Source organism: Actinomycetospora endophytica (assembly GCF_021026375.1).
Taxonomy (GTDB): domain Bacteria; phylum Actinomycetota; class Actinomycetes; order Mycobacteriales; family Pseudonocardiaceae; genus Actinomycetospora; species Actinomycetospora endophytica.
This window is the reverse complement of the sequence record NZ_JAJNDB010000002.1, coordinates 210,923-230,778: the sequence shown is the minus strand read 5'-3', so window position 1 is coordinate 230,778 and position 19,856 is coordinate 210,923. Positions and strand designations below refer to the sequence as shown.

Here is a 19,856-nt window from a genome sequence, read left to right as displayed (position 1 = left end):
GCCGGGGGAACCGCCAACTATGCGCTACACGATGTACGGGGTACATTGCGTCGCATGACAGCCCTCGACCGCGACCACTCCGCGGCCCGCCTGCTCACCGCGAGCGCGCGCCACACGCTGGACCCGGCGCTCGAGGTGGACTGGGCCGCCCCCGTCGATCCGGACGGCTGGGCCGTCCCGCCCGAGCGCGTCTCGCTGTTCGGCACGTCGCTGTGGGACGACCTCGACGACGACGCCCGCCGCACCCTGGCGCGCCACGAGGCGGCGAGCCTGCTCTCGGTCGGGCTGTGGTTCGAGGTCCTGCTCATGCAGATGCTCGTGCGCCACGCCTACGACCTCGACCTGCGCCGTCCGCACGCGCAGTACGCGCTCACCGAGGTCGGCGACGAGACGCGACACTCGGTGATGTTCGCGCGGGCCGTCGACGCGCTCGGCTGCCCGGACTACCGCCCGCACGGCCGGCTGCACCGCCTCGGCGGGATCTACGGCCACCTCGGGGCCGGGGCCAGCATGTTCGCGTCGGTGCTGGTCGCGGAGGAGGCGACCGACCGGCTGCAGCGGGAGTCCATGCACGACGAGCGGGTGCTGCCCCTGATGCGCTCGGTGGCGCGGGTCCACGTCGTCGAGGAGGCGCGTCACGTCCGGTTCGCGCGCGAGGAGCTCGCGCGGCTGGTCCCGACGCTGTCGACGGCGCAGCTCGAGAAGGAGCGGTGGCTGACCGCGCTGGTGGGCACCGAGGTCGTCAACTCGCTCTGGCAGGCACGCCTCTACCGCAGCGTCGGGATCTCCGGGCGCGTCGGCCGCGCCGCCGCCCTGGCGAACCCGCACCACCGCGCGACCAAGCGCTTCATGCTCGAGAAGGTCATGGCCTTCCTCGACGAGGTCGGCATGGTCGGCGGCACCTCGCGGCGCGTCTGGTCCCGCGCCCTCGGCTGAACGCCGCCGCCCGCAGGAGATCACCTACCGCCGGACGTCGGCCCCGCACCGGTCGTCGTCCGACATCGAAACCGCACATCGTCGTCACTGCACCGACACACCGAGACGGTCGGGTACATACCGCCGTGAGGGGGACGGACCACTCGAAGAGAGCAGAGGAGAGCCAGCGGTGACGGACGTCCAGGTGCCGGACCCCACGAGAGCGGTCGCCCATCCGGCGCACTCGACGACCTCCGTCCCCGCCGAGCCGCGCCCGACGGTGCTCGTCGTCGGCCCCCGCGCGGACGCCCGCGGCGGCATCGGCAGCGTCCAGTACGTGCTCGAGCAGCACGCGTCCGCGCTCGCCGACCTCGAGGTCGTCACCACCCATCGCGACGGTTCCGCGGGCATCCGGGCGCGGACGATGGCCGCCGGGACCCTCCGCGCCGCGCGGCGCATCGTCGTCGACCGCCCGTCCGTGGCACACATGCACGTCTCGCAGCGGGCGTCGGTGCTCCGCAAGGGTCTGCTCGGCCTCGTCGCCCGCACGTGCGGCGTGCCCGTCGTCCTGCACCTGCACGGCTCGGAGTTCCTCGACTGGTTCGACGGGCTGTCCCGGCCGGCCCGGGCCGCGGTGCGGGGGCTGCTGCGGCCCCACCGGCTGGTCGTCCTCTCCGAGACCCTCCGCGCGCCGTACAGCGCCCGGCTCGGTGTCCCGCCCGACCACGTCGTCGCCCTGCCCAACCCGGTGGAGTGGCCGCTCACGCTGCCTCCGGTCGACGACGGGTCGGTGCTCGCACTGTTCCTCGGCCGGTTCGGCGCCCGGAAGGGGATCTACGACCTGGTCAACGCGTGCGCCCGGCTCGCGCCCGAGCAGCGCCGGCGGCTCCGGCTGGTGGCAGCCGGCGACGGCGAGGTCGACGGGGTCCGTGCCGCGGTCGCGGCCGCCGGGGTCGACGACGTCGTCGAGGTGGCGGAGTGGCTCGACCGCGCCGAGCGCGACGACCTGCTGCGGCGCGCCCAGCTGTTCGTCCTCCCGAGCGCGGCCGAGGGCCTGCCGATGGCGGTGCTCGAAGCGATGGCGTTCGGGGCGGCCCCGCTGGTCACGCCGGTGGGCGCGCTGCCCGAGCTGGTGCACGACGGCGTCAACGGCACGATGGTCCCCGTCGGCGACCCCGCGGCCCTCGCGCTCTCGCTCGAGTCACTGCTCACCGACGATGCGGGCCGGGCCGCGCTCGGGGAGCGCGCCCGCGCGGACGCCGAGGCCTACGCGGCGCCGCACTGGGCGGCGCGGCTGGCGTCGATCTGGGCGGACGCGTGAGGCTCTACGGCCGGTAGAGCACGAAGAAGTACGGCGCGGCGTCGCCGCGGTGGTCCATGAGGCCGAGCAGCCGCGTCTCGGAGACCCGGCGGAACACGTCGTTGATCGGCCGCGCGTCGTAGATCATCGTCGCGGTGGAGACCCCGCGGTACTCGGTGGCGCGCAGCCGGGCGGTGTAGCGCGACGTCGCGAGCAGCGGGCGCCCGGCGGTGATCACGCGGTGCAGCCAGGGACGGCGCAGCCCCGTCGGGACCGGCAGCCCCATCGGCACCCGGATCGGGTCGACCGGGAAGGTGCCGGTCCGCTCGGCGTTCCAGAACAACAGCGGGTGCACGCGGTCCGCGTCCTCGAACCGCTTCCCCGCCCAGCCGGTGGCGCCGAGCAGCCCGTCCATCGGGTGGCCGGTCGGGAACTCCTCGCCGCGCCACTCCCCGAACATCTCCTCGGGGCGGACCGCGGGCAGCGTGTCGAACAGCGCCAGGGCCTCGTCGGTACGGACGTCGCCGCGGTTCGCGCGGGACAGCAGGACGTCGAAGGACGGGTCCACGGTCGTCATGGCGGCCAGTGTGCCGCGCGCCGCGGGCGTGATCCCAGGGTCGTGTGACCTACGCGGCGACCGATCGGGCGATCAGCTCGTCGAGCGTGTCGACCAGCGACTGCGCCGTCCGGCCCGCGACCGTCGCGAGGACGTCGCGCAGCTCGCACAGGTGCCGGAACGGATCGCGCACGCCGCGCGCGAACGGCGCGATCGCCAGCGCTTCCGCGTGGTCGATGAGCGCGTCGACGCCGGGGCCCCAGAGCCCGTCGTCGACGAGGACGTCGAGCTCGACGATGGCGCTGCGGGCGACCATCCGGATGCGGGTCGCGTCGGACATGACACTCACGTCGAGCGACTTTATGGACACCGTCAGTAGATGCACCCGGGGTTCACTCCGCCTGGTGAGGGGCCGTCCGCCGAGCGGTGGGCGCAATCAGCCCAGCGGCGTGTGCACCGAGAGGAAGCTCCTGATGCTGTCCTTGGCGGCCTCGTTGTACTCCGGCGCCTTCCAGCGCTCGACCAGGGTCGCGTGCGGCGCGACGTCGGCCAGCATCGAGGACGCCGACGCCGGGTGGGGCTCGTCCCCGCCGGCGAACACCAGGATCGGCGCGGCGAATCCCGCGACCGCCGTGGCGGAGACGCTCCACAGGGTGTCGTCGGAGCCGAAGAGGTTCTCGCGCAGGCCCCGCCAGTCGGCCTCGGACGCCTCCGGGTGGTTGGCGGCCTCGTCGGCGGCGAACTCGTCGACGCGGCCGCGGAAGGCCTCCCGGTTGTCGTCGTTCCCGATGGGCTGCAGGCAGACCGCGGCGGCGACGCGCTCCGGAGCCCGCGCGAGCAGGTTCGCGATGAACGACCCGCCGATGCACATGCCGAGCAGGTGGCAGCGCTCGATCCCGAGGTGGTCGAGCAGCGCCAGGTGGTCGTCGGTGTAGGAGTCCCAGCCGTCCGAGGCGTGCACGGGGGCGAACGAGTCACCGGAGTTGCGCTGGTCCATGAGGATCACGCGGTGGTCCGCGGCCACGGCGCCCGGCACGTCCCAGGGGGCGTACGACCACGCCTCGATGGTGGAGCGCATCCCCCCGGGCGCGAACGTCAGGACCGGGAATCCCTCGCCCATCTCCTCGAAGTGGATGCGGACGTCACCGTTGTCCATGAGCGGCATGGCGGCGGGCTTCCCCGGGGCGCTCCCGCCTACGCCGTCCGGGTCAGCGGCGTCACTCAGGCCTCGGCGTCCAGCCGGGCTTCGAGCTCGGCGCCGTCGGCGACGAACCAGAGCTCCCGTCCGCGGTTGGCCTCGCGCATCCAGTCCTCGACGGGCCCACTGCTCGGCCCGTGGATCGTCGGGTCGCCCACGACGACGAGCCGGAGCCGGTAGTTCACGAACTTCTGCACGACGGCGCCCGCAACGCCGCTCCGGAGCTGGAAGAACTCCCCGGAGAGGCGGGTCACGGGGATGCTGACGACCTGGGCGTCGGCCCCGAACGCGTCGCCGATGACGTCGAGGGCGCTCGCCTCGTCGCCGATGATCGGGCCGTCATTCGGCAGCTCCAGGACGCGGACCACGGTGGTGACGGTAGTCAGCGGGCCAACCGGGTTTCGGAGCGTTCATGATCGCCGGGATGACGAGGATCCGATGGCCTGGAGGCCAGATCCTCATCATCCTGGTGATCATGGCCGGTCCGGGGTCGCGGTGGCCGCCACCCGGTAGAAGCCCGGGTTCGGGGTGACGCGCTGACGCTGGTCCGCTCTCGCGTCGGCGACCGAGGCCCGCAGCTGCGGCCCGCCCGTGGCCGCCTCCTGCGCCGCCCGGCTGTCCCACTGCGTGACGTTGACCAGCTGGAAGCGCTCGTCGTCGGAGAGCGCCTCGAGCAGGTGCGCTCCGCGGAATCCGGGCGCGCCCTCGACGAGCCGGATGCGCTCGACCCATCCCGCCCGGAACGCCCCGACGTCCTCGCGCGGGATCTCGAAGATGTTCAGGAAGGTGACCGGCCCGTCGTCCGGCTCGGGTGTCGTCATGGGGACGAGCCTGCGACCTCTACTTACCTCGAGGTCAAGAGCCGCTCGGCCGGAGCTCGGGTTCAGTCTTCCGCGACCGAGTCACGGTGACTCGGTCGGTCCTCCGGCCTGCCCGCTCAGGCCTGCGGACCGCTGACGATCACGAACCGGTGGTCGTCGGGGAGATCGCTCGGATCACGGGGCGCCGGCGCCTCGTCGTCCTCCGGGGCGTCGTAGAGCATGATCGTCGTCAGGGTCTTCGGCTGTTCCCGCAGCGAGACGATCTCGTCGACGATGAAGCCGCCGGCGATCCCCAGCATCCAGACGTCCTTGGCGATCGCGGTGCCCTGCTGGGTCGGCTTGAGGCTGCCCTCCTGCCGCATGCCCGGCGTGCGCAGATAGAGGCCGAGGAGTCCGCCGGAGAAGGCCGCGAGGGCGGTACCCGCGGCGATCGTCGGCACGATCGGGAGCAGCAGCGCGGCCCCGAGCGCGATCTCTGCGGTCGACAGCGCCTTGAGGAACTGGGGCGCCGTCAGCTTGCCGAGGAAAGGATAAGTGCCACTGGCCATGCCGTGGATCGCGGCGGCGGTCTGCTCGTCGCCCCGGGACTTCTCGATCCCGGAGTTGAGGATGAACGCCCCGGCGGCGATGCGCCCGGGGATGTGGCGGCCCTTGATCAGCCTCATGACGAACGTTCCCCTCGCTATCGGTTGCCGCTTCAACCCTAGGCGCTGGGAACCGCCGGGTGGTGATCCACTGCACAGGTTGGGCCGGGTGTCCCAACCGTCGGCCGCCGCGCGGGCGAGAGGCACCGTCCCGTCGAGGGCGGCGCAGAGCTGCACCCACTGCGACATCTCGATCGTGGTCCGCCCGGGACACCCCGTCTGACGTTGAGCCGGCGCGGGGAATCGAACCCCGGACCTTTCGCTTACAAGGGCCACGCGGCTCGTCTAGAGGAGTCGATCCTCTCGGCCTGACTCGGGGCGCTGTGCTGGACGAACACCAGCAGACGGCCGTGAACCCGAGGCGGCTGCTACACGACTGCTACACGGCTCTCGCCGCACGGCCCGTGCTCGGGGTCTCTCCCTCGGCGGCGCGGGGTCGCCTCGGACAGGTCGATCGTGCCGGGGCAAGGGCCACCACGTCGCCCCTCCGGACCTTTCCGCTCAGTCAGGCCCTTGCGGCGGTGCGAGCGGGCTGTCAGACCCCGAAAGCGCCGACGAGGGCGAGACCCCGTCCCGACCACCACCGCACTCCCGGCCCCCGTCACGCGAGGTCCCCCTCTCCTGAGGTCGGTGCCCTGGTCCAGGGCGGAGCGCCTGGTCGCCGAAGGCTGTCCTTCTCCTCGCTGATCTCGTCCGCCGCCGACTCGCTGCTCTGACCGCCAGGGCCGCGAGACGACGGCCCTTCTGACGTGCCCACCGCAAGGCCCTGACGGATCTTGTGGCGAGGCCGCGCGTCCGCATCCGGTCACAGGCACCTGCGAGACGGCCTCTCCGAGAGGTCCCGCCGTGTCCCCCTCACCCAGCTCGAGCATCCGGTCCAGCCCGTCCTCGTCCAGGTCGGCGCGGGCGGCGTGGGCTGTGCTGCCTGATCCGTGGCGCTCGTACTCCCCTGCGCCTGTTTCCTCTGCTTCGTCGGTGGCGGCCGTGGGAGGCGGGGCCGGCCCGCCGGCCCGGGTCGAAGACAGGAGCGGCCGGCGGGAGCCGGCCGCGTCCGACCCGGCCGCTGCCCCGGCGTCAGCCGAGGGCCCCGCGCCTGGGCTTGTTCTATGTGCCATATCGGGCCGCAGGCCCACGAACACGACCGATGACCTCGATGAGACCCCGGCCGGCACCGAGGTTCCGGACAGCGCGGCCGGGCTGTGGACCCCGGCGTTCCCCTCCCCTGAGCTGGTCGATGCGGCCGCCGCGATGCTGCCCGCCGTCCGCGAGGAGCCCGGAACTCTGGCGGAGGGACCGCGGTGGGAGCTGACCGTCGGACCGGGCATCTTCGCCGTCGCCTGTCGGGACTGGGCGAGGCGGGAACGCACCGAGGAACGGGCCCGTTCGGCCCGGGTGAAGGACGTCGACTCGGCGGTTGCCGCGTTCGTCGCCACCGGGGAATGGCCTGAGCCGCCGACTCCCCGGACGACGATCACGTGCTGGTCGCGCAAGAGCAGGGCGAACATGGTCCGCCGGCTCTGCGAGCTCGACTACACCCCGCTCTACGCCTCGGGGCGGCTCCCGGCGATGGTCACGCTGACCTACCCCGGCGACTGGCTCACCGTCGTCCCTACGGGCGCCGTGCTCAAGCGGCACATGAAGGCGTTGCGGAAGCGCTATGCCCGCGCCTGGGGCGAGGAGTGGCGCTGTGTGTGGAAGCTGGAGTTCCAGCGCCGGGGCGCGCCCCACGTGCACATGCTCTGCACCCCGCCCCACGGCACCGCCCGCACCACCGGCGAGAGGTTCGCGGTGTGGCTGTCCCGATCGTGGGCCGAGGTCGTCGACCACCCCGACCCTGAGCAGCGCCGCCGCCACCAGCGCGCCGGGACCGCCCTCGACTACGCCGATGGCCTACGTGCCACCGACCCACGCCGGGTCGCGGCCTACTTCACCAAGCACGGGCTCATGGCCGCTAAGGAGTACCAGCACGACGTCCCACCCGAGTGGTCCGACCCCGGCACCGGGCCCGGCCGCTTCTGGGGCGTGTGGAACCTCAGCCGCGCCACCCGCACCGTCCGCGTCTCCCCCGAGCACGGCATCCGTGCCGGCCGCATCGCTCGCCGGTGGGCCAAGGCCCAACACCGCACCCGCCAGACCTGGAGACCACGTGTCGACCAGGCCACCGGCCGCATCCGCCATCGACGCAGCCGGACTCGCGTCCGCCTCATGACACACGGCAACCGCGGCTGGATCGCCGTCAATAGTGGGCCGAGCTTCGCTGCGGCGGTCGCGCATTGGGCTATCGCCGTCCCAGCTCCGTACGCGGTTAACCGCAATGAGGAACGGGTTGAGACGAGCTTGGCCAACTAAAGCCTAAACGCACAAACGGCCGTATCAGAGTCGGTCCGTTGGGAGCTCACGCAGCGCGCCGAACAGAAAAGCGCTATCGAGGATGATTCGGGAGAAGCAAGCTCATATCGACCCCCTCCCGCTGGGCCGGTCATCCGTGCGCTTCACCGTGCACATGGACAAGACGCCTCGCTGGCCTCATGTGCCGTCGTGCGCGGAGCCTGTCGCGTCATCACCTTGCTTGAATGTTTGAGTTGGGTCGGCGTCACTTGGTGCGCCGCTGCACGCGCGAATTGCGTCCTCTGTTAGAAGGCCTCCTCGAAATTTCAGAAGAGCCTGCACTTCAAGACTCTCAACGAGAGGTCGCAGCTCGTCCGGCAACCGGCCGGCTACCGCCGATGCGTCCGCGTGAGCAAGTCCAGCTGCGAACTCCGGATGCTCGGCTAATGCGTGAGCAAGTGAGGGCCATCGCATCAGGATGACGGTCCAAACTGCGAGGGTGTCGCCGTCGATCGCGACACCCTCAAGAGTCCGGGTCGCCCGCAACATGCTGTAGAAGTTCACAAAGCTCTTCACGCTTCGAGGCGTAGGCTCCAAAAGTGTAGAGAACTTTTGTAGGTTGTGCTCCGTAAGGCGAGCAAGGTCAGGGTCGGCCAACTTCTTAATTGCAATCGGTGCAACTCGCGAACGCACGACAGCGGACGTCCTCGAGAGAACATTGACGACCTCCTTCTCGCTTCCGCTGCTCATCACGCGATCGCGCACCCGACTTTCTTCTGGATCGGAATTTGAAGGAGAATGCTGGCTACCAGGCGCAACTTCGAGCAAACGGTCTAAGAAATCTCTCGCAACACCGGATCCAAGCGAAGGGACCTGAACTGTGAGCTGAAAGAGCTTAGCGAGAAACAGGTAGCCAAGTGGCCGGCCCGATTCGCCAATCGCTCCTGCGAATTTCTCATAGACCGTCTCATAAGCCGTCCGAATCCAAGCTCCGTCGCCCGCCACGATAAAATAGGGTGCGGCATGCAGTCGGCCATTCGCTGGTCCATCTTTTACCAAGGTCTGAATCGAGTCCAACAAGGCCACTGTAAATTTCTCGTCACACCGATCCAGATCGTCAATAAATACCACGGGCCGGTTGCGAAATTGACTGAGCAACCAGTCAAAGTGTGCCGACACTTCTTCCATGGGATTGCTATGGCTGTTCTCCAGCCGTTGTGCCCCTCGCGCAGAATCCCAAAATACGAATCGTGCGAAGAGCACAGTTCCCGACCAGATGGCTGCTATCGCCGCCGCGACTCCGCCTACACTCTTGAGCGTGCTCTCAGTTCCCGAAAGGTTGAATAGGGCAGAGCCAAATAGCAAGAGAGCACCAACGATGCCGATCGTCAAAAGGGCAGATGTCAGTAAGTATGGCGAACTCCCGCGACGAGCGCGTGCAAGCACTTCTTTGACTCGGAGTATCGGGCGAGACAACATTGCGCGGTCCAGCACGAGAGTTGTTCGTAGGGTGGTTAGTAGTCCCCACCACGGAGGGCTAATAGAAGAGTTCTTCCAGGCATCGAAGCGGATGACTTCAAAATCGTCGGGGAGCTCCTGCTCTATAAGCGAGAGAAGGGTCGACTTTCCGGAACCCCAACGGCCGTCAACATGGATCAGAAACGAGCTACCGGCGTCCATCTGCGAGAAATCGCGAAGGCGCGACGCCACGAGTGCAGCGAGTGCCTCGCGGTTAAGTTCATCCGAGTCAGCGGGCGAATCGGCGAGCCACTTGGGGTGGACGTCTCGGCGCATGAGCGCCGCTTCGAAGAGAGAGGTTCGCTCAAGTACTTCCCCTATGCCATCACCTTCTAATAGCGGAAGACAGAATTCACCCACGAGGCGGTGGATGGAATATTGTTCGTCGCTTCGCCCCACAAGAGCAGAGTCCGCGAGTCGAGCGAGCACCTCTTTGGCATCCTCGATGGTCAGCTCACAGACGACCGAAACGACGTAGGTATCGAACGGCCTATCGGCCACGGATAGCCTTCTAAGAGCCGTTTGATCCTTTCTGTCGATCGAACCGTAAGCCTGCTGCAGAATTGAGCCCGCTATGTACCGGCCACTCGTGCCCATGTCCACTTCACGCTCAAGTCTCTGCACCAAGTCGGAGGCCGAGACCTGCAGTAACAGAGTAGCGACCATACTTGCGACGAAGGGGCTCCCCCCAATCAGTGCGACAAGCCTGTCCACCATTCCAGCATCGTGAACCTCGCTCGGAATCACCGCCTGTGAGACTAAAATCTGGCGCACTTCATGATCTGTCATCGGAGGCACGTCGATGATCTCAACTTCGACGGGCCAGGCCACCTGTTCCCCGGCTCTCGATGTAACTACAACCAGGCTTGCGGAGGGTCCGAACTTCACTAGATCTTCTAATAGTTCTGATCGAGCCATCAAATCGTCTATAACAACTAGAAGTCGCCGTTTCCGAAGTGCGCGGCCAATTAGGCCGACGAACTCGAGTTCGCCTCGATCATCCGAGGCATCAGCCAGTCTCAACGTCAACGCTATTTCTTTTGCGATCTCCGATGACTGCCTGTGGCTGGCCGACACGAACACGAGTTGATCGAACTCGTCGGCCACGGACTCCATCCACGCCCTCGCGGTGGAGGTCTTTCCCATCCCGCCTGCGCCCGCAAGTATCGCGACGCTTAGGCGCGCCGTGCCTGTTCTAGCGCTTGCAAGGATAGCGTCCAGATGCTCTTCGACAGAGCCACGGTAAATGTACGGAGGATTGACCTCGTCGCGGACTCCAGGAGCGGACGACGCAATCGGCTCGCCGCTTCTACCAGTTGGCATCTCTTCGACCTTCTCGTGCTACTGAACCGTGCCTGGTCGTTTCGAACCATCTGCGCGTCCGCCGAGACTTGAGGTGTCAGAAGTAGCTGAACGACTCTCCTCGGACACTTGCGACACGCTGCCGTCATTCTACCGTGAATCCTCAACTCGCACTAGAGACTGCCGACGATTTGCTCGCCGTCATGCGACCTAACAGCGACTTGAGACCCGAAAGCGTCGCGAATTCTAACGGAGTAAGCCGGGGCCATTAGCTTCTCAGCGCGGTCCAACGTTAGCCATCGCACGCTTGCGCTCTCTTCCGTCGCACCGACAGGCCCACCTTCTATTCTGCATCGGAAGACTAGGGCAACGACGCCAGCGCTGAGGTTCTTGTAAATTCCTGTCAACCGCTCGACAGCGATCAGCGCTCCGGTCTCCTCCAGAACTTCGCGCCTAACGCCTGCCTCGGGGGTTTCCAGCAGTTCCAACACACCGCCGGGAGGCTCCCAGTGACCATTGTCTCGACGTTGGATCACGAGGACACGGTCTTGGGCGTCGACAACGATGCCGGCGACGCTCACCGAGTGCTTTGGCGTGTCAGCCACTGTCGCCTCCTGACGTCCGTCAACGTTCGGTAGCGTTCGGTACTGATCGTAGAGGTCCAGTCGTCTGGAGGAGTCGTGCAGCTCGGTGCCATCGACCGCGCCGACGACCGGCCGCCCTACCGGCAGATTGCCGACCAGCTCCGGGCGGTCATCGACCGCGGCGACCTCGTGGCCGGCGACAAGCTCCCGAGCGAGGCCGTGCTCATCGAGCACTATGGCGTGGCCCGAATGACGGTCCGGCAGGCCGTCCAGGAGCTGCGCAACGAGGGCCGCGTCGTCGCCGAGCACGGCAAAGGCACCTTCGTCCGCCAACCGGTCCAGGTCCGACGGCTCGCCTCCGAACGGTTCGCCCGACGTCACCGGGAGGCCGGCCTCGCCGCGTTCAGCGTGGAGGCTCAGAAGACCGGCTTCACACCCAACGTCGACCAGCTGGAGATCGCGACCGGCCCGGCCAGCCCGGAGATTCGGGACCGCCTGCGCCTGGGCGACGACGAGCAGGTCGTGAGCCGGTCCCGGCGCTACCTCGCCGATGGGCAGCCGGTCGAGATGGCGGTGTCCTACCTGCCCGCCTCGGTCGCCGCCGGCTCCCAGATCGTCGAGGCGGACACCGGCCCCGGCGGCATCTATGCCCGCCTGGAGGATATGGGCTTCGAGTTGGACCACTTCACCGAAGAGGTCTCAGCCCGGATGCCGACCGCCGAGGAACGCCGACGGCTCCAGCTCACCGACGGTGTGCCCGTCGTGGTGCTCGTCCGCACCGCCTACGACACGACCGGCCGTCCACTGGAGGTCTGCGACACCCTCAAGGCAGCCCCGGCCTACGTGCTGGAGTACGACGTCCCGGCTCGCTGACCTGCACGAACAACGGGCTTATAACGTCGATCCAACTCCTCTAGACGACTATCTGGGTCGTGTTAGTCTTAAGACGTCTAGAGGAGTACAAGCGAGGAGAAGACGACGTGATCCAGAACTTCGCCATCGACCAGGCCGCGACCTTCGAGTCGCTGCTGTTCCTGTCCTGTGAGCCCAAGACCGCGTTCGGGGACTCGTTCCGGCAGGAGACCACCAAGGACGGCGACCCCAAGTGGGAGGCCCAGCTTGTCGCGCGGTTCCGCCAGTTCGGCCGGGCCACCAACGAGATCATCAAGGTCGGCCTCGCCTCCGAGCGACAGCCCGCCACCGACCTCGCCCCGGCCACCCCGGTGGAGCTGATCGGCTTCGAGATCGGCGTGATGGACAAGAAGGACCGCAACGGCAACGTCACCGGCGCCCAGGTCTGGTATCGCTGCCAGGAGGTCCGCTCCACCGCGTCCACGACGTCCCGTTCCCGGGGCGGAAACCAGAGCGGCCAGGCGGCGTCGTCCGAGGCGGCGGCGTCATGAGCTGGCAGACCGGCGCCGCGTGCCGCGACGCCGACCCCGAGCTGTTCTTCCCGCCCACCGACGACGACACCAGCCTGATCACGGTCCGCCACAAGCTCGCCGTCGCGCCGATCTGCCGCGCCTGCCCGGTCGCCACCGACTGTCTGCGGTGGGCGCTCGACACCGGCCAGGACCACGGCCTGTGGGCGGCCACGACGCCCACCGACCGGCGTGCCATCCGCCGCGCCCGGCTGGCCGGCGTCCCGGACCCGGTCGCCGACGACGAACCGATGTGCCCGGCCTGCGCGCTGCTGTTCCCGATGCCCGCGGTGGACGGGCAGCTGTGCTCGCGCTGCTCGGAGCGCAAGGAGCCCGCCTGATGAGCACCGAGCGCACCCCGGCGCGGCGCCACCCGGTCCGCTGGCACACCGGCGGCCCGGGCGGCGCCCGTCGTCTCCTGGGCCGTCTGCGGGCCCGCCTCGAGGAACAGCAGCGCGCCGAGACCCACCGGATGCTCGAGGCGGACATGCGCGGTCTCTGGCGCGAAGCGTGCACCGGCGTCGGGCTCTGCCAGTACATCGACGTCGCGGCCGGCCTGACCGTCCGCACCCCACGGTTCGGTGCTCTGCGCCTCGGCCGGTCTGGGAGCTCGTTCACCGTCGAGCTGATGCCCGGCGGCGAACCGCAGGACATCGAAGCCCACGCGCCGCGCCTGGCGCACTCCCTCGGGTTCGCCGGACTGCGCGTCCAGCCCGTCGCCGGGCGCTGGGTCCGCGTCGTCCTGCACCACCACGACCCCCTAGCGTCGATGTTCCGGCTCCCGCACACCGTCATCGGCCGTGCCGACGAGGCCGTGCTCCTCGGACGGGCCGAGGACGCCCGGCTGATCGAGCACGCGCTGGCCTCGCCCGGGCACATCGCCGTGCAGGGCCAGAACGGGTCCGGCAAGACCCAGCTCTCCTACGGGCTGCTGGCCCAGCTCGCCGCCGCCGCAGACGTCCTGATCACCGGCTCGGACATCACCGGTCTGCTGCTCGGGCGGGTGTGGGACGGCAGCGCCCACCGCGAATGGCAGGTCACCGGCTCCCGCGACCTCGTCGCGCACGCCGAGCACCTCGACCGGCTCGTGGCCTGGATGGACCAGCGCCTCGACGCGATGCCCCCTCGGCAGGACTCGATCACGCCGACCGCACAGCACCCGCTGGTGCTCGTCGCCCTGGAGGAGTTCCCCGGCCTGCTCCGCGCCGCCCAGGCCAAGGACCGCAAGCTCGCCGAACGCATCACCTCGGCCGTGCTGCGGCTCCTCTCCGAGGGACGCAAGGCCGCGTTCCGGGTCCTCATGCTCGCCCAGCGCTTCGAGGCCAACGCCGTCGGCGGCGGCTACGCCCGCGACCAGTTCGCCCTCCGGCTCTCGTTCCGCGTCCCGGCCGACAGCCTCGTGATGCTCCACGGCGACGACGCCCGTTCCCTCGGGACCGAGCACGCCAACGCCGCCCCCGGCATCGCCTACCTCTCCGCCCCCGGACACGACTGCACCCGGCTGCGGGCGGCGTACGTGGGCGGCTACGGCGCCTTCTGCGACCGCATCGCCCGCGACGCCCGCCGGCCCGACCGACGCCGGGAGGACGCCGCGTGAGCCTCATCGCGATCGTCGTCATCGCCGGACTGGTCACGGTCCTGCTCGCCAAGAGCCACAAGGCCGGCCCTGCCGTCGCCTCCGGCGTGATCACCCTCTGCTTGCTCTTCGCCGCCTTCCCCTCCCTCGGCCCCGCCGTCACCAGCGGCACCGCCGAGTTCGCCCACCAGCTCGGCGACGCCACCGACCGCGCCGCCGCCGTCCCGGACCAGGAGGCCCGGCGATGACCACCCCCATCGCCCGCGACATCGAGCGCGCCGCCGAGAACATCCGCGCCGCCAACCACGCCACGATGCGCTGCCCCCTCGACGGCCCAGACACCTACAGCGCCGTCGGGAACCTCGCCGAGCTCCTCGGCCGCCTGCCCCAGGTCCTCGACTACCTCGCCCGCTCGCTGCGCCGCGCCGACCCCGCCGAGCACTACGACGACCGCGGCCACGACCCCGCCCACACGCTCGACCACGCCGACGCCGACCTCGTCGACGCCCGCCACCAAGCCGGCGCCCTGATCGACCACCTCACCGCCGCCCACAACCACCTCGGCCACCTCGGCCGCTGGCTCTCGGAGGACTGACCCATGGATGCCTTGCTGTTCACCGCCGAGGAAGCCGCCGAGCTGCTCAAGATCAGCCGCTGCAAGGTCTACGACCTACTCCGCAATCACGACCTTCGCTCGGTGAAGATCGGCGGCTCTCGACGCATCCCCCGCTCGGCCCTGGAGGAGTACGTCGCCCGCCTCCTCGACACGGAGGCCGCCTGATGGCCGAGGAGAAGCGCCGGCCACGCCGGGCCAACGGTGACGGATCGATCTACCAGCGCTCCAGCGACGGCAAGTGGGTCGGGAGCGCCTACGTCTATACGTCCTCCGGGCAGGTCAAGCGCCGGCCGGTGTACGGATCGAGCTACGACGACGTGCGGGCCAAGCTCGATGAACTCAAGGTCAACTCGGCCAAGGGGATACCGGTCCCGGACCGCTCGTACAGCGTGGCCCAGTGGTTCGAGCGGTGGTTGGCCACGATGCGCTCAGAACGCCGCCCCACGACCTATGTGGGCTACGAGAACGCGGTCCGGCTCTACATCATGGTCGCCCCGATCGACACCACGGCCATGGTCCGCAACATGGTCGCCCCGATCGACACCACGGCCATGGTCCGCAACATGGTCGCCCCGATCGACACCACGGCCATGGTCCGCAACATGCTGGGCGCGGATCTCACCAGGAGTCTGGCCCACTCGTTCGGCGCCATACCCGTATCGGACCTGCTGGGCGTCTGGAACGAGGCGGCAACGTTCAGTGCGGCCACGCCGCATACCGACGGCGTCTTGACCCGACTGCAGACCGACGTCCCGTCGTTGCCGCCCGCCGCCTTGGTCGGCGTGATCATGTGCTTGGTCTGGCTTGTGCTGATGGGTCTGTTGTCCAGCGCTGCGTTCGAGAACTCCGAGGTCGCGAAGGAGTTCATCTCACTGACGGGGCTGAGTCCCGCGTTCGTCTCGACCGCCCTCGCCGGATGGAGTGGATACGCGGTCAAGCAGTGGCAGGCGAGGCAAGACGCTTCCAAGCCAGACGACTGATCGAGCCCACTGCTACACGCGCTGCTACATCTCGATCTTGGTCTGTCCGGGACACCCCGTCTGACGTTGAGCCGGCGCGGGGAATCGAACCCCGGACCTTTCGCTTACAAGGCGAGTGCTCTGCCGATTGAGCTACGCCGGCACCAGGCACCATCGTAGGGGCCGCACCGCGCGCCAGGTCGGGGGCCGTCCGGGGTGCGGATCACACCGACGACCGAGCCGTTCCCCGACAACGCCCCAACCATCGAGGCGTCCCACGAGGTGACATCCATGAAGATCCCCGGGATGCGGCGGTCGTCGCACGACCACGCGACTCCCGAGACCGGAGAGGAGGAGCCGCCCGTGGGGGTGGCCCAGCGAGCCCGTTCATTCCGCCGACACGTCCCCCTGCCGTCCGCCGATGAACTCCGGCGTGCGGCGATCGACGCACCCACCGTGCGCGAGAACCTGCTGCCGGCGATCCCCGGCCCGCAGGTCGCCGACGAGACCCTCGTCCTGCGCGTGCTCGACCTCGCCCTGCGCATCGGCGAGGTGCAGCTCGCGACGGGCGCGGGCGCGGCGGTCGCGCACGACACGATGCTGGCGATCGCCGGCGCCTACGGTCTGCCGACGTGTGACGTCGACATCGCGTTCTCGACGATCACGATGTGCTGTCACCGCGGCGTCGAGGCCGGTCCGGTGACGACGATGCGCAACGTCCGGTACCGGACCCAGGACTACACCCGGCTCGCCACCATCGACGCCCTGATCAAGGACATCGTCGACCAGGACGTCCCGCTGACCTCGTCCGAGGCCTTCGAGCGGCTCGCCACGGCCGTCGACGCCGCCCACCCCTACCCCCGCTACGCCGCGGGGCTCGCCCGGTCGGCGTTCGCGTCGGCGGTCGCGATGCTCATCGGCGGTGGGGCCGGGGTCGCGCTCGCGACATTCCTGCTCACCGGCATCGTCTGGGGCGGCGCCCGCTGGCTCGGGCGCCGCAACGTGCCGATGTTCTTCCAGCAGGTGTTCGGCGCGATGGTGGTGACGACGGCCGCGATCGGGCTCGCGTACTCGGGCGTGCTGCTCGACGCGCCGTACTACATCGTCGCGGCCGGGATCATCGTGCTGCTCACCGGACTGTCACTGGTGGGCCTCGTCCAGGACGCGATCACCGGGTTCCCGCTGACCGCGGCGGGGCGCGTGGTGGAGGTCGTGCTGGCGACGGCGGGTCTGCTGGTCGGCGTCGTCGTCTCCATCAACCTGGCGGGCCTCGTCGGCGGCCCGTCGGCGACGTCCTACGCGCTGACGATCCCGCGGGACCTCACCCCGCAGGCCGACCTCGGGTCCCTGATCGCCGCAGCGGCCGCCGGCCTGTTCTTCGCGCTCTCCGCCTACGCCCCGCTGCGCTCGCTGCCGGTGGCGGCGATCGGCGGGGCGGTCGCCTGGGGGATCTACGCGACCGGGGTGCAGCACGGCATGGGGCAGGTCGTCGCGTCCGCGCTGGCCGCCGCCGTCATCGGGCTCGTCGCGATGGTGCTGCCGCAGCGGCTCAACCTGCCGCCGCTGGTGCTCGTCGTCGCCGGGATCATGCCGCTCCTGCCCGGTCTGACCCTCTACTCCGGGTTCGCGCAGCTCGCCGGCAGCGGCGGTGGGACCAACGGTGCGGTGAGCCCGATCGGCAACGCCAGCGTGACGATCCTGCTCGCGCTCACGATCAGCCTGGGTCTGGCCGCCGGGGTGTCCTTCGGCGAGCAGATCGGCTGGCCGCTCGCGAAGGCGCAGCGCCGGCACGCGACGGCGAACGTGCGCAGCCGGCGCCCGCGGATCTTCTGAGGGGAGGGGCTGCCCGCGGTCCACACCGCGGGCGGCTCACTCCGCCGGCGGCCCGCTCGTGTCGCGCACCATCAGCTCCGTCGGGAGCAGCAGCGTGCGCGACCGCTGCCGGTCGCCGCGGTCGAGCAGCAGCTCCCCCGCGGCCCGGCCCTTGTCCAGCGAGGGCTGACGCACCGTGGTGAGGCCGACCCGCTCGGCGGCGGGCACGCCGTCGAACCCGGTCACCGTGATCTGGCCGGGCACGTCGCGGCCCGAGGCGCGGACCGCCCCCAGGGCACCGAGGGCGAGGATGTCCGAGGTGCAGATCACGGCGGTGACGTCGGGGTGGCGCTCGAGCAGCTGCTCGACGGCGGTCGCCCCGGCCGACTCGGTGTGGTCGAAGCGCTCCACCACCGGGACCGTCGACCAGTCCACGCCGAACTCGGTGAACCCGTCGCGCAGGCCGGCGATACGACGACGCTGGACCTCGTAGCGCGCCGAGTCCTGCCGCGCGACCGGGGCGAACCCGTCGTTGCGGTCGGTCGAGAGGCGCATGCAGAGCACGCCGACGCGCCGGTGACCCAGCCCGCCGAGGTGCTGGGCGAGCTCGACCATGGACGCCTGGTCGTCGATGCCGACGCGGTCGACGTCGGGCACGTCGGTCGGCTGGTCGCAGACCACGACGGGGACCGGGCGCTCGAGGACGGCCGCGAAATGCTCGTCGTCGTCGGGCATGGAGTACACGACGAAGCCGTCGACGCCGGCGCGGGCGACCGCCCCGACGTCCTCGGCCTCGGGACTCACCGGGACGAGCAGCAGCCCGGAGCCGTTGTCCTCGCACGCGAGCGCGAGGCCCTCCAGGAACTGGATGGCCACGGGGTCGCGGAACGCGTAGGAAAGTGCTTCGGTGAGCAGGAGTCCGACGGCTCCGGCCTTGCGGGTGCGCAGCGAGCGTGCCACGGGGTCCGGGCCCGGATAACCGAGGCGGCGCGCGGTGTCGAGTACGCGTCGCCGGAGTGCCGGGGAGAGCTGGTCGGGCCTGTTGTAGGCGTTCGAGACCGTCGTCCGGGACACCCCGAGCTCGGCGGCCAGTGAGGCCAGCGTCGCGGTACGACGCGTGGACCTCCGCCCCTCGAGTGCCTCTGCCACCTGCGCAACGTAGCGACTATATCGATCTAGGGCCACCGCTCGTCGCCGTTTCGCACTCCGTCCGTGTCGTGGACGCCACGCTCGCCACCGATAACGAGAACGGTTATCGTTTGCGAGCCACCTGAGGATGCGGCGTTGCTGACGTTGGGCGTCAGCGCTGCCGCATCGCTGACACGACCCCGGAGCCGCCCCCATGACCGTCGCCCGCCGCGCCGTCCTGTCCGCAGGCGGCACCGTCGCCGCCCTGGCCCTGGTCGCGGGCTGCGGGAGCTCGGGGGACCCCGCCGCCTCCGGGAACGCCGCGCCGGGGACGCTCACCGTCGTCGCCAGCACCAACGTGTGGGGCGCCGTCGCGAGTGCCGTCGCCGGGCCGGACGCCCAGGTGCGCTCGATCATCGCCGACCCCGCCGGCGACCCGCACTCCTACGAGAGCACCCCCGCCGACGCCGCCGCGATCACGAACGCGAACCTCGTCGTCGCGAACGGCGGCGGGTACGACACGTTCGTCGACAAGGTCACCAGCACCGACGACAGCGCGAAGGCGAAGACGGTCGAGGCGTTCGACCTGCGGCCCGACAAGGCCGACGACAACGAGCACGTCTGGTTCGACCCCACGACGGTGAAGGCGGTCGCCACGCAGGTCGCCGACCGGCTCTCCGCGTCGGAGCCCACGCAGGCGGCCGGCCTGCACCAGCGGGCGCAGGCGTTCGAGGCCCAGGTCGACCGGATCGCCGCGCAGACGGCCGCCATCGGGCAGTCGAAGCCCGGCACCAAGGTCTTCTCCACCGAGCCGATCGCGCACTACCTGCTGCGCACCGCCGGGGTCACCGACGCCACCCCGCAGGACTTCGTCGAGGCCATCGAGAACGAGACCGACCCGTCCGCGGCGTCCCTCGTCCAGGTCGGCAACGCCCTGAGCGCGAGGCAGGTCTCCGCCCTCGTGTTCAATCCCCAGACGGAGACCCCCGTCGTCACCGGCCTGCGCGACCGGGCGGCCGGGGCGGGTGTGCCGGTCGTCGACGTGACCGAGACGCTGCCGGCGGGCGTCACCGACTACCTGCAGTGGGTCGAGGCCGAGCGGGCGGCGCTCGCGAAGGCCGTCGGCGCACCCGCCCAGGGGTGACCCGCGGCGCCCGGCGACCACCACCGCCGGGCGC

At 69.8% G+C, this 19,856-nt stretch carries 22 protein-coding genes and 1 tRNA gene; 13 read left to right on the top strand and 10 right to left on the bottom strand.

The genetic code is table 11. The features are described from left to right. The first annotated feature begins 54 nt into the window (after positions 1-54). Positions 55-936 (top strand): AurF N-oxygenase family protein, encoded by an 882-nt coding sequence (locus LQ327_RS12010; protein WP_230733681.1) that lies wholly within the window; start codon positions 55-57, stop codon positions 934-936. Positions 937-1,105: 169 nt separating this feature from the next. Further along, complete coding sequence (locus LQ327_RS12005; protein WP_230733679.1) at positions 1,106-2,236, top strand: glycosyltransferase family 4 protein; 1,131 nt, start codon at positions 1,106-1,108, stop codon at positions 2,234-2,236. 4 nt (positions 2,237-2,240) lie between these two features. Here LQ327_RS12005 and LQ327_RS12000 read toward each other — a convergent pair whose 3' ends face one another. The 6 genes from LQ327_RS12000 to LQ327_RS11975 all read right to left on the bottom strand — a co-directional run bounded on the left by LQ327_RS12000 (position 2,241) and on the right by LQ327_RS11975 (position 5,455). Beyond that, a complete protein-coding gene (locus tag LQ327_RS12000; RefSeq protein WP_230733677.1) occupies positions 2,241-2,792 on the bottom strand; it encodes a DUF4334 domain-containing protein in 552 nt (183 codons plus the stop codon). Positions 2,793-2,841: 49 nt separating this feature from the next. Then, positions 2,842-3,120, bottom strand: a complete 279-nt coding sequence (locus LQ327_RS11995; protein WP_230733675.1) for a hypothetical protein — start codon at positions 3,118-3,120, stop codon at positions 2,842-2,844. 87 nt (positions 3,121-3,207) lie between these two features. Further along, positions 3,208-3,927: an alpha/beta fold hydrolase gene (locus LQ327_RS11990; RefSeq protein ID WP_230733674.1), complete on the bottom strand. Its 720-nt coding sequence runs from the start codon at positions 3,925-3,927 to the stop codon at positions 3,208-3,210. Positions 3,928-3,992: 65 nt separating this feature from the next. Then, complete coding sequence (locus tag LQ327_RS11985) at positions 3,993-4,337, bottom strand: DUF4180 domain-containing protein (RefSeq protein ID WP_230733671.1); 345 nt, start codon at positions 4,335-4,337, stop codon at positions 3,993-3,995. Positions 4,338-4,442: 105 nt separating this feature from the next. After that, on the bottom strand, positions 4,443-4,790 hold the full coding sequence (locus LQ327_RS11980; RefSeq protein WP_230733669.1) for an antibiotic biosynthesis monooxygenase family protein: 348 nt from the start codon (positions 4,788-4,790) through the stop codon (positions 4,443-4,445). Positions 4,791-4,906: 116 nt separating this feature from the next. Beyond that, positions 4,907-5,455 (bottom strand): hypothetical protein, encoded by a 549-nt coding sequence (locus LQ327_RS11975; RefSeq protein ID WP_230733667.1) that lies wholly within the window; start codon positions 5,453-5,455, stop codon positions 4,907-4,909. A 1,227-nt stretch (positions 5,456-6,682) separates the two neighbouring features. Between LQ327_RS11975 and LQ327_RS11970 the strand changes: the two genes are divergently transcribed. After that, positions 6,683-7,783 (top strand): rolling circle replication-associated protein, encoded by a 1,101-nt coding sequence (locus LQ327_RS11970; RefSeq protein ID WP_230733665.1) that lies wholly within the window; start codon positions 6,683-6,685, stop codon positions 7,781-7,783. 177 nt (positions 7,784-7,960) lie between these two features. On the opposite strand, the gene LQ327_RS11965 is transcribed toward LQ327_RS11970, so the two are convergent. After that, the gene (locus LQ327_RS11965) at positions 7,961-10,603 is read right to left on the bottom strand and encodes a P-loop NTPase fold protein (protein ID WP_269069870.1); all 2,643 of its coding nucleotides are present in this window, start codon (positions 10,601-10,603) and stop codon (positions 7,961-7,963) included. 152 nt (positions 10,604-10,755) lie between these two features. Further along, complete coding sequence (locus LQ327_RS11960) at positions 10,756-11,187, bottom strand: NUDIX hydrolase (protein ID WP_230733662.1); 432 nt, start codon at positions 11,185-11,187, stop codon at positions 10,756-10,758. 75 nt (positions 11,188-11,262) lie between these two features. Here LQ327_RS11960 and LQ327_RS11955 point away from each other — a divergent pair, with 75 nt between their 5' ends. From LQ327_RS11955 to LQ327_RS11920, 8 genes are all read left to right on the top strand, one after another. Next, on the top strand, positions 11,263-12,039 hold the full coding sequence (locus LQ327_RS11955; protein ID WP_230733661.1) for a GntR family transcriptional regulator: 777 nt from the start codon (positions 11,263-11,265) through the stop codon (positions 12,037-12,039). A gap of 107 nt (positions 12,040-12,146) precedes the next feature. Then, positions 12,147-12,569, top strand: coding sequence for a hypothetical protein (locus tag LQ327_RS11950; RefSeq protein WP_230733660.1), 423 nt, complete (start codon positions 12,147-12,149; stop codon positions 12,567-12,569). After that, the gene (locus LQ327_RS11945; protein WP_230733659.1) at positions 12,566-12,928 is read left to right on the top strand and encodes a WhiB family transcriptional regulator; all 363 of its coding nucleotides are present in this window, start codon (positions 12,566-12,568) and stop codon (positions 12,926-12,928) included. The genes LQ327_RS11950 and LQ327_RS11945 overlap by 4 nt, the downstream gene beginning before the upstream one ends. Beyond that, positions 12,928-14,184: a hypothetical protein gene (locus LQ327_RS11940; RefSeq protein ID WP_230733658.1), complete on the top strand. Its 1,257-nt coding sequence runs from the start codon at positions 12,928-12,930 to the stop codon at positions 14,182-14,184. Before LQ327_RS11945 ends, LQ327_RS11940 begins: the two co-directional genes overlap by 1 nt. Then, positions 14,181-14,411 (top strand): hypothetical protein, encoded by a 231-nt coding sequence (locus LQ327_RS11935; RefSeq protein WP_230733657.1) that lies wholly within the window; start codon positions 14,181-14,183, stop codon positions 14,409-14,411. The genes LQ327_RS11940 and LQ327_RS11935 overlap by 4 nt, the downstream gene beginning before the upstream one ends. Next, positions 14,408-14,758 carry a hypothetical protein gene (locus LQ327_RS11930; protein ID WP_230733656.1) on the top strand — a complete coding sequence of 117 codons (351 nt, stop codon included), beginning with the start codon at positions 14,408-14,410 and terminating at the stop codon, positions 14,756-14,758. Before LQ327_RS11935 ends, LQ327_RS11930 begins: the two co-directional genes overlap by 4 nt. Positions 14,759-14,761: 3 nt before the next feature. Then, complete coding sequence (locus LQ327_RS11925) at positions 14,762-14,944, top strand: helix-turn-helix domain-containing protein (protein WP_230733654.1); 183 nt, start codon at positions 14,762-14,764, stop codon at positions 14,942-14,944. Beyond that, positions 14,944-15,759 (top strand): hypothetical protein, encoded by an 816-nt coding sequence (locus LQ327_RS11920; RefSeq protein ID WP_230733653.1) that lies wholly within the window; start codon positions 14,944-14,946, stop codon positions 15,757-15,759. The genes LQ327_RS11925 and LQ327_RS11920 overlap by 1 nt, the downstream gene beginning before the upstream one ends. Before the next feature lie 69 nt (positions 15,760-15,828). Here the strand turns inward: LQ327_RS11920 and LQ327_RS11915 are convergent. Further along, positions 15,829-15,901, bottom strand: a tRNA-Thr gene (locus LQ327_RS11915). Between the two features lie 293 nt (positions 15,902-16,194). Here LQ327_RS11915 and LQ327_RS11910 point away from each other — a divergent pair. Continuing rightward, on the top strand, positions 16,195-17,571 hold the full coding sequence (locus LQ327_RS11910; protein ID WP_230733651.1) for a threonine/serine exporter family protein: 1,377 nt from the start codon (positions 16,195-16,197) through the stop codon (positions 17,569-17,571). A 36-nt stretch (positions 17,572-17,607) separates the two neighbouring features. Here LQ327_RS11910 and LQ327_RS11905 read toward each other — a convergent pair whose 3' ends face one another. After that, positions 17,608-18,699 carry a LacI family DNA-binding transcriptional regulator gene (locus LQ327_RS11905; RefSeq protein ID WP_230733648.1) on the bottom strand — a complete coding sequence of 364 codons (1,092 nt, stop codon included), beginning with the start codon at positions 18,697-18,699 and terminating at the stop codon, positions 17,608-17,610. A gap of 193 nt (positions 18,700-18,892) precedes the next feature. On the opposite strand from LQ327_RS11905, the gene LQ327_RS11900 reads away from it, so the two are divergent. Next, a complete protein-coding gene (locus tag LQ327_RS11900) occupies positions 18,893-19,822 on the top strand; it encodes a metal ABC transporter solute-binding protein, Zn/Mn family (protein ID WP_269069869.1) in 930 nt (309 codons plus the stop codon). Positions 19,823-19,856 lie beyond the last annotated feature (34 nt).

Excerpts from the sequence above, each read along its gene's own strand:
- LQ327_RS12010 (WP_230733681.1), top strand. The coding sequence starts at position 55 with ATGACAGCCCTCGACCGCGACCACTCCGCGGCCCGCCTGCTCACCGCG.
- LQ327_RS12000 (WP_230733677.1), bottom strand. The coding sequence starts at position 2,792 with ATGACGACCGTGGACCCGTCCTTCGACGTCCTGCTGTCCCGCGCGAAC.
- LQ327_RS11990 (WP_230733674.1), bottom strand. The coding sequence starts at position 3,927 with ATGGACAACGGTGACGTCCGCATCCACTTCGAGGAGATGGGCGAGGGA.
- LQ327_RS11980 (WP_230733669.1), bottom strand. The coding sequence starts at position 4,790 with ATGACGACACCCGAGCCGGACGACGGGCCGGTCACCTTCCTGAACATC.
- LQ327_RS11975 (WP_230733667.1), bottom strand. The coding sequence starts at position 5,455 with ATGAGGCTGATCAAGGGCCGCCACATCCCCGGGCGCATCGCCGCCGGG.
- LQ327_RS11970 (WP_230733665.1), top strand. The coding sequence starts at position 6,683 with ATGCTGCCCGCCGTCCGCGAGGAGCCCGGAACTCTGGCGGAGGGACCG.
- LQ327_RS11965 (WP_269069870.1), bottom strand. The coding sequence starts at position 10,603 with ATGCCAACTGGTAGAAGCGGCGAGCCGATTGCGTCGTCCGCTCCTGGA.
- LQ327_RS11945 (WP_230733659.1), top strand. The coding sequence starts at position 12,566 with ATGAGCTGGCAGACCGGCGCCGCGTGCCGCGACGCCGACCCCGAGCTG.
- LQ327_RS11940 (WP_230733658.1), top strand. The coding sequence starts at position 12,928 with ATGAGCACCGAGCGCACCCCGGCGCGGCGCCACCCGGTCCGCTGGCAC.
- LQ327_RS11930 (WP_230733656.1), top strand. The coding sequence starts at position 14,408 with ATGACCACCCCCATCGCCCGCGACATCGAGCGCGCCGCCGAGAACATC.
- LQ327_RS11925 (WP_230733654.1), top strand. The coding sequence starts at position 14,762 with ATGGATGCCTTGCTGTTCACCGCCGAGGAAGCCGCCGAGCTGCTCAAG.
- LQ327_RS11920 (WP_230733653.1), top strand. The coding sequence starts at position 14,944 with ATGGCCGAGGAGAAGCGCCGGCCACGCCGGGCCAACGGTGACGGATCG.
- LQ327_RS11900 (WP_269069869.1), top strand. The coding sequence starts at position 18,893 with ATGACCGTCGCCCGCCGCGCCGTCCTGTCCGCAGGCGGCACCGTCGCC.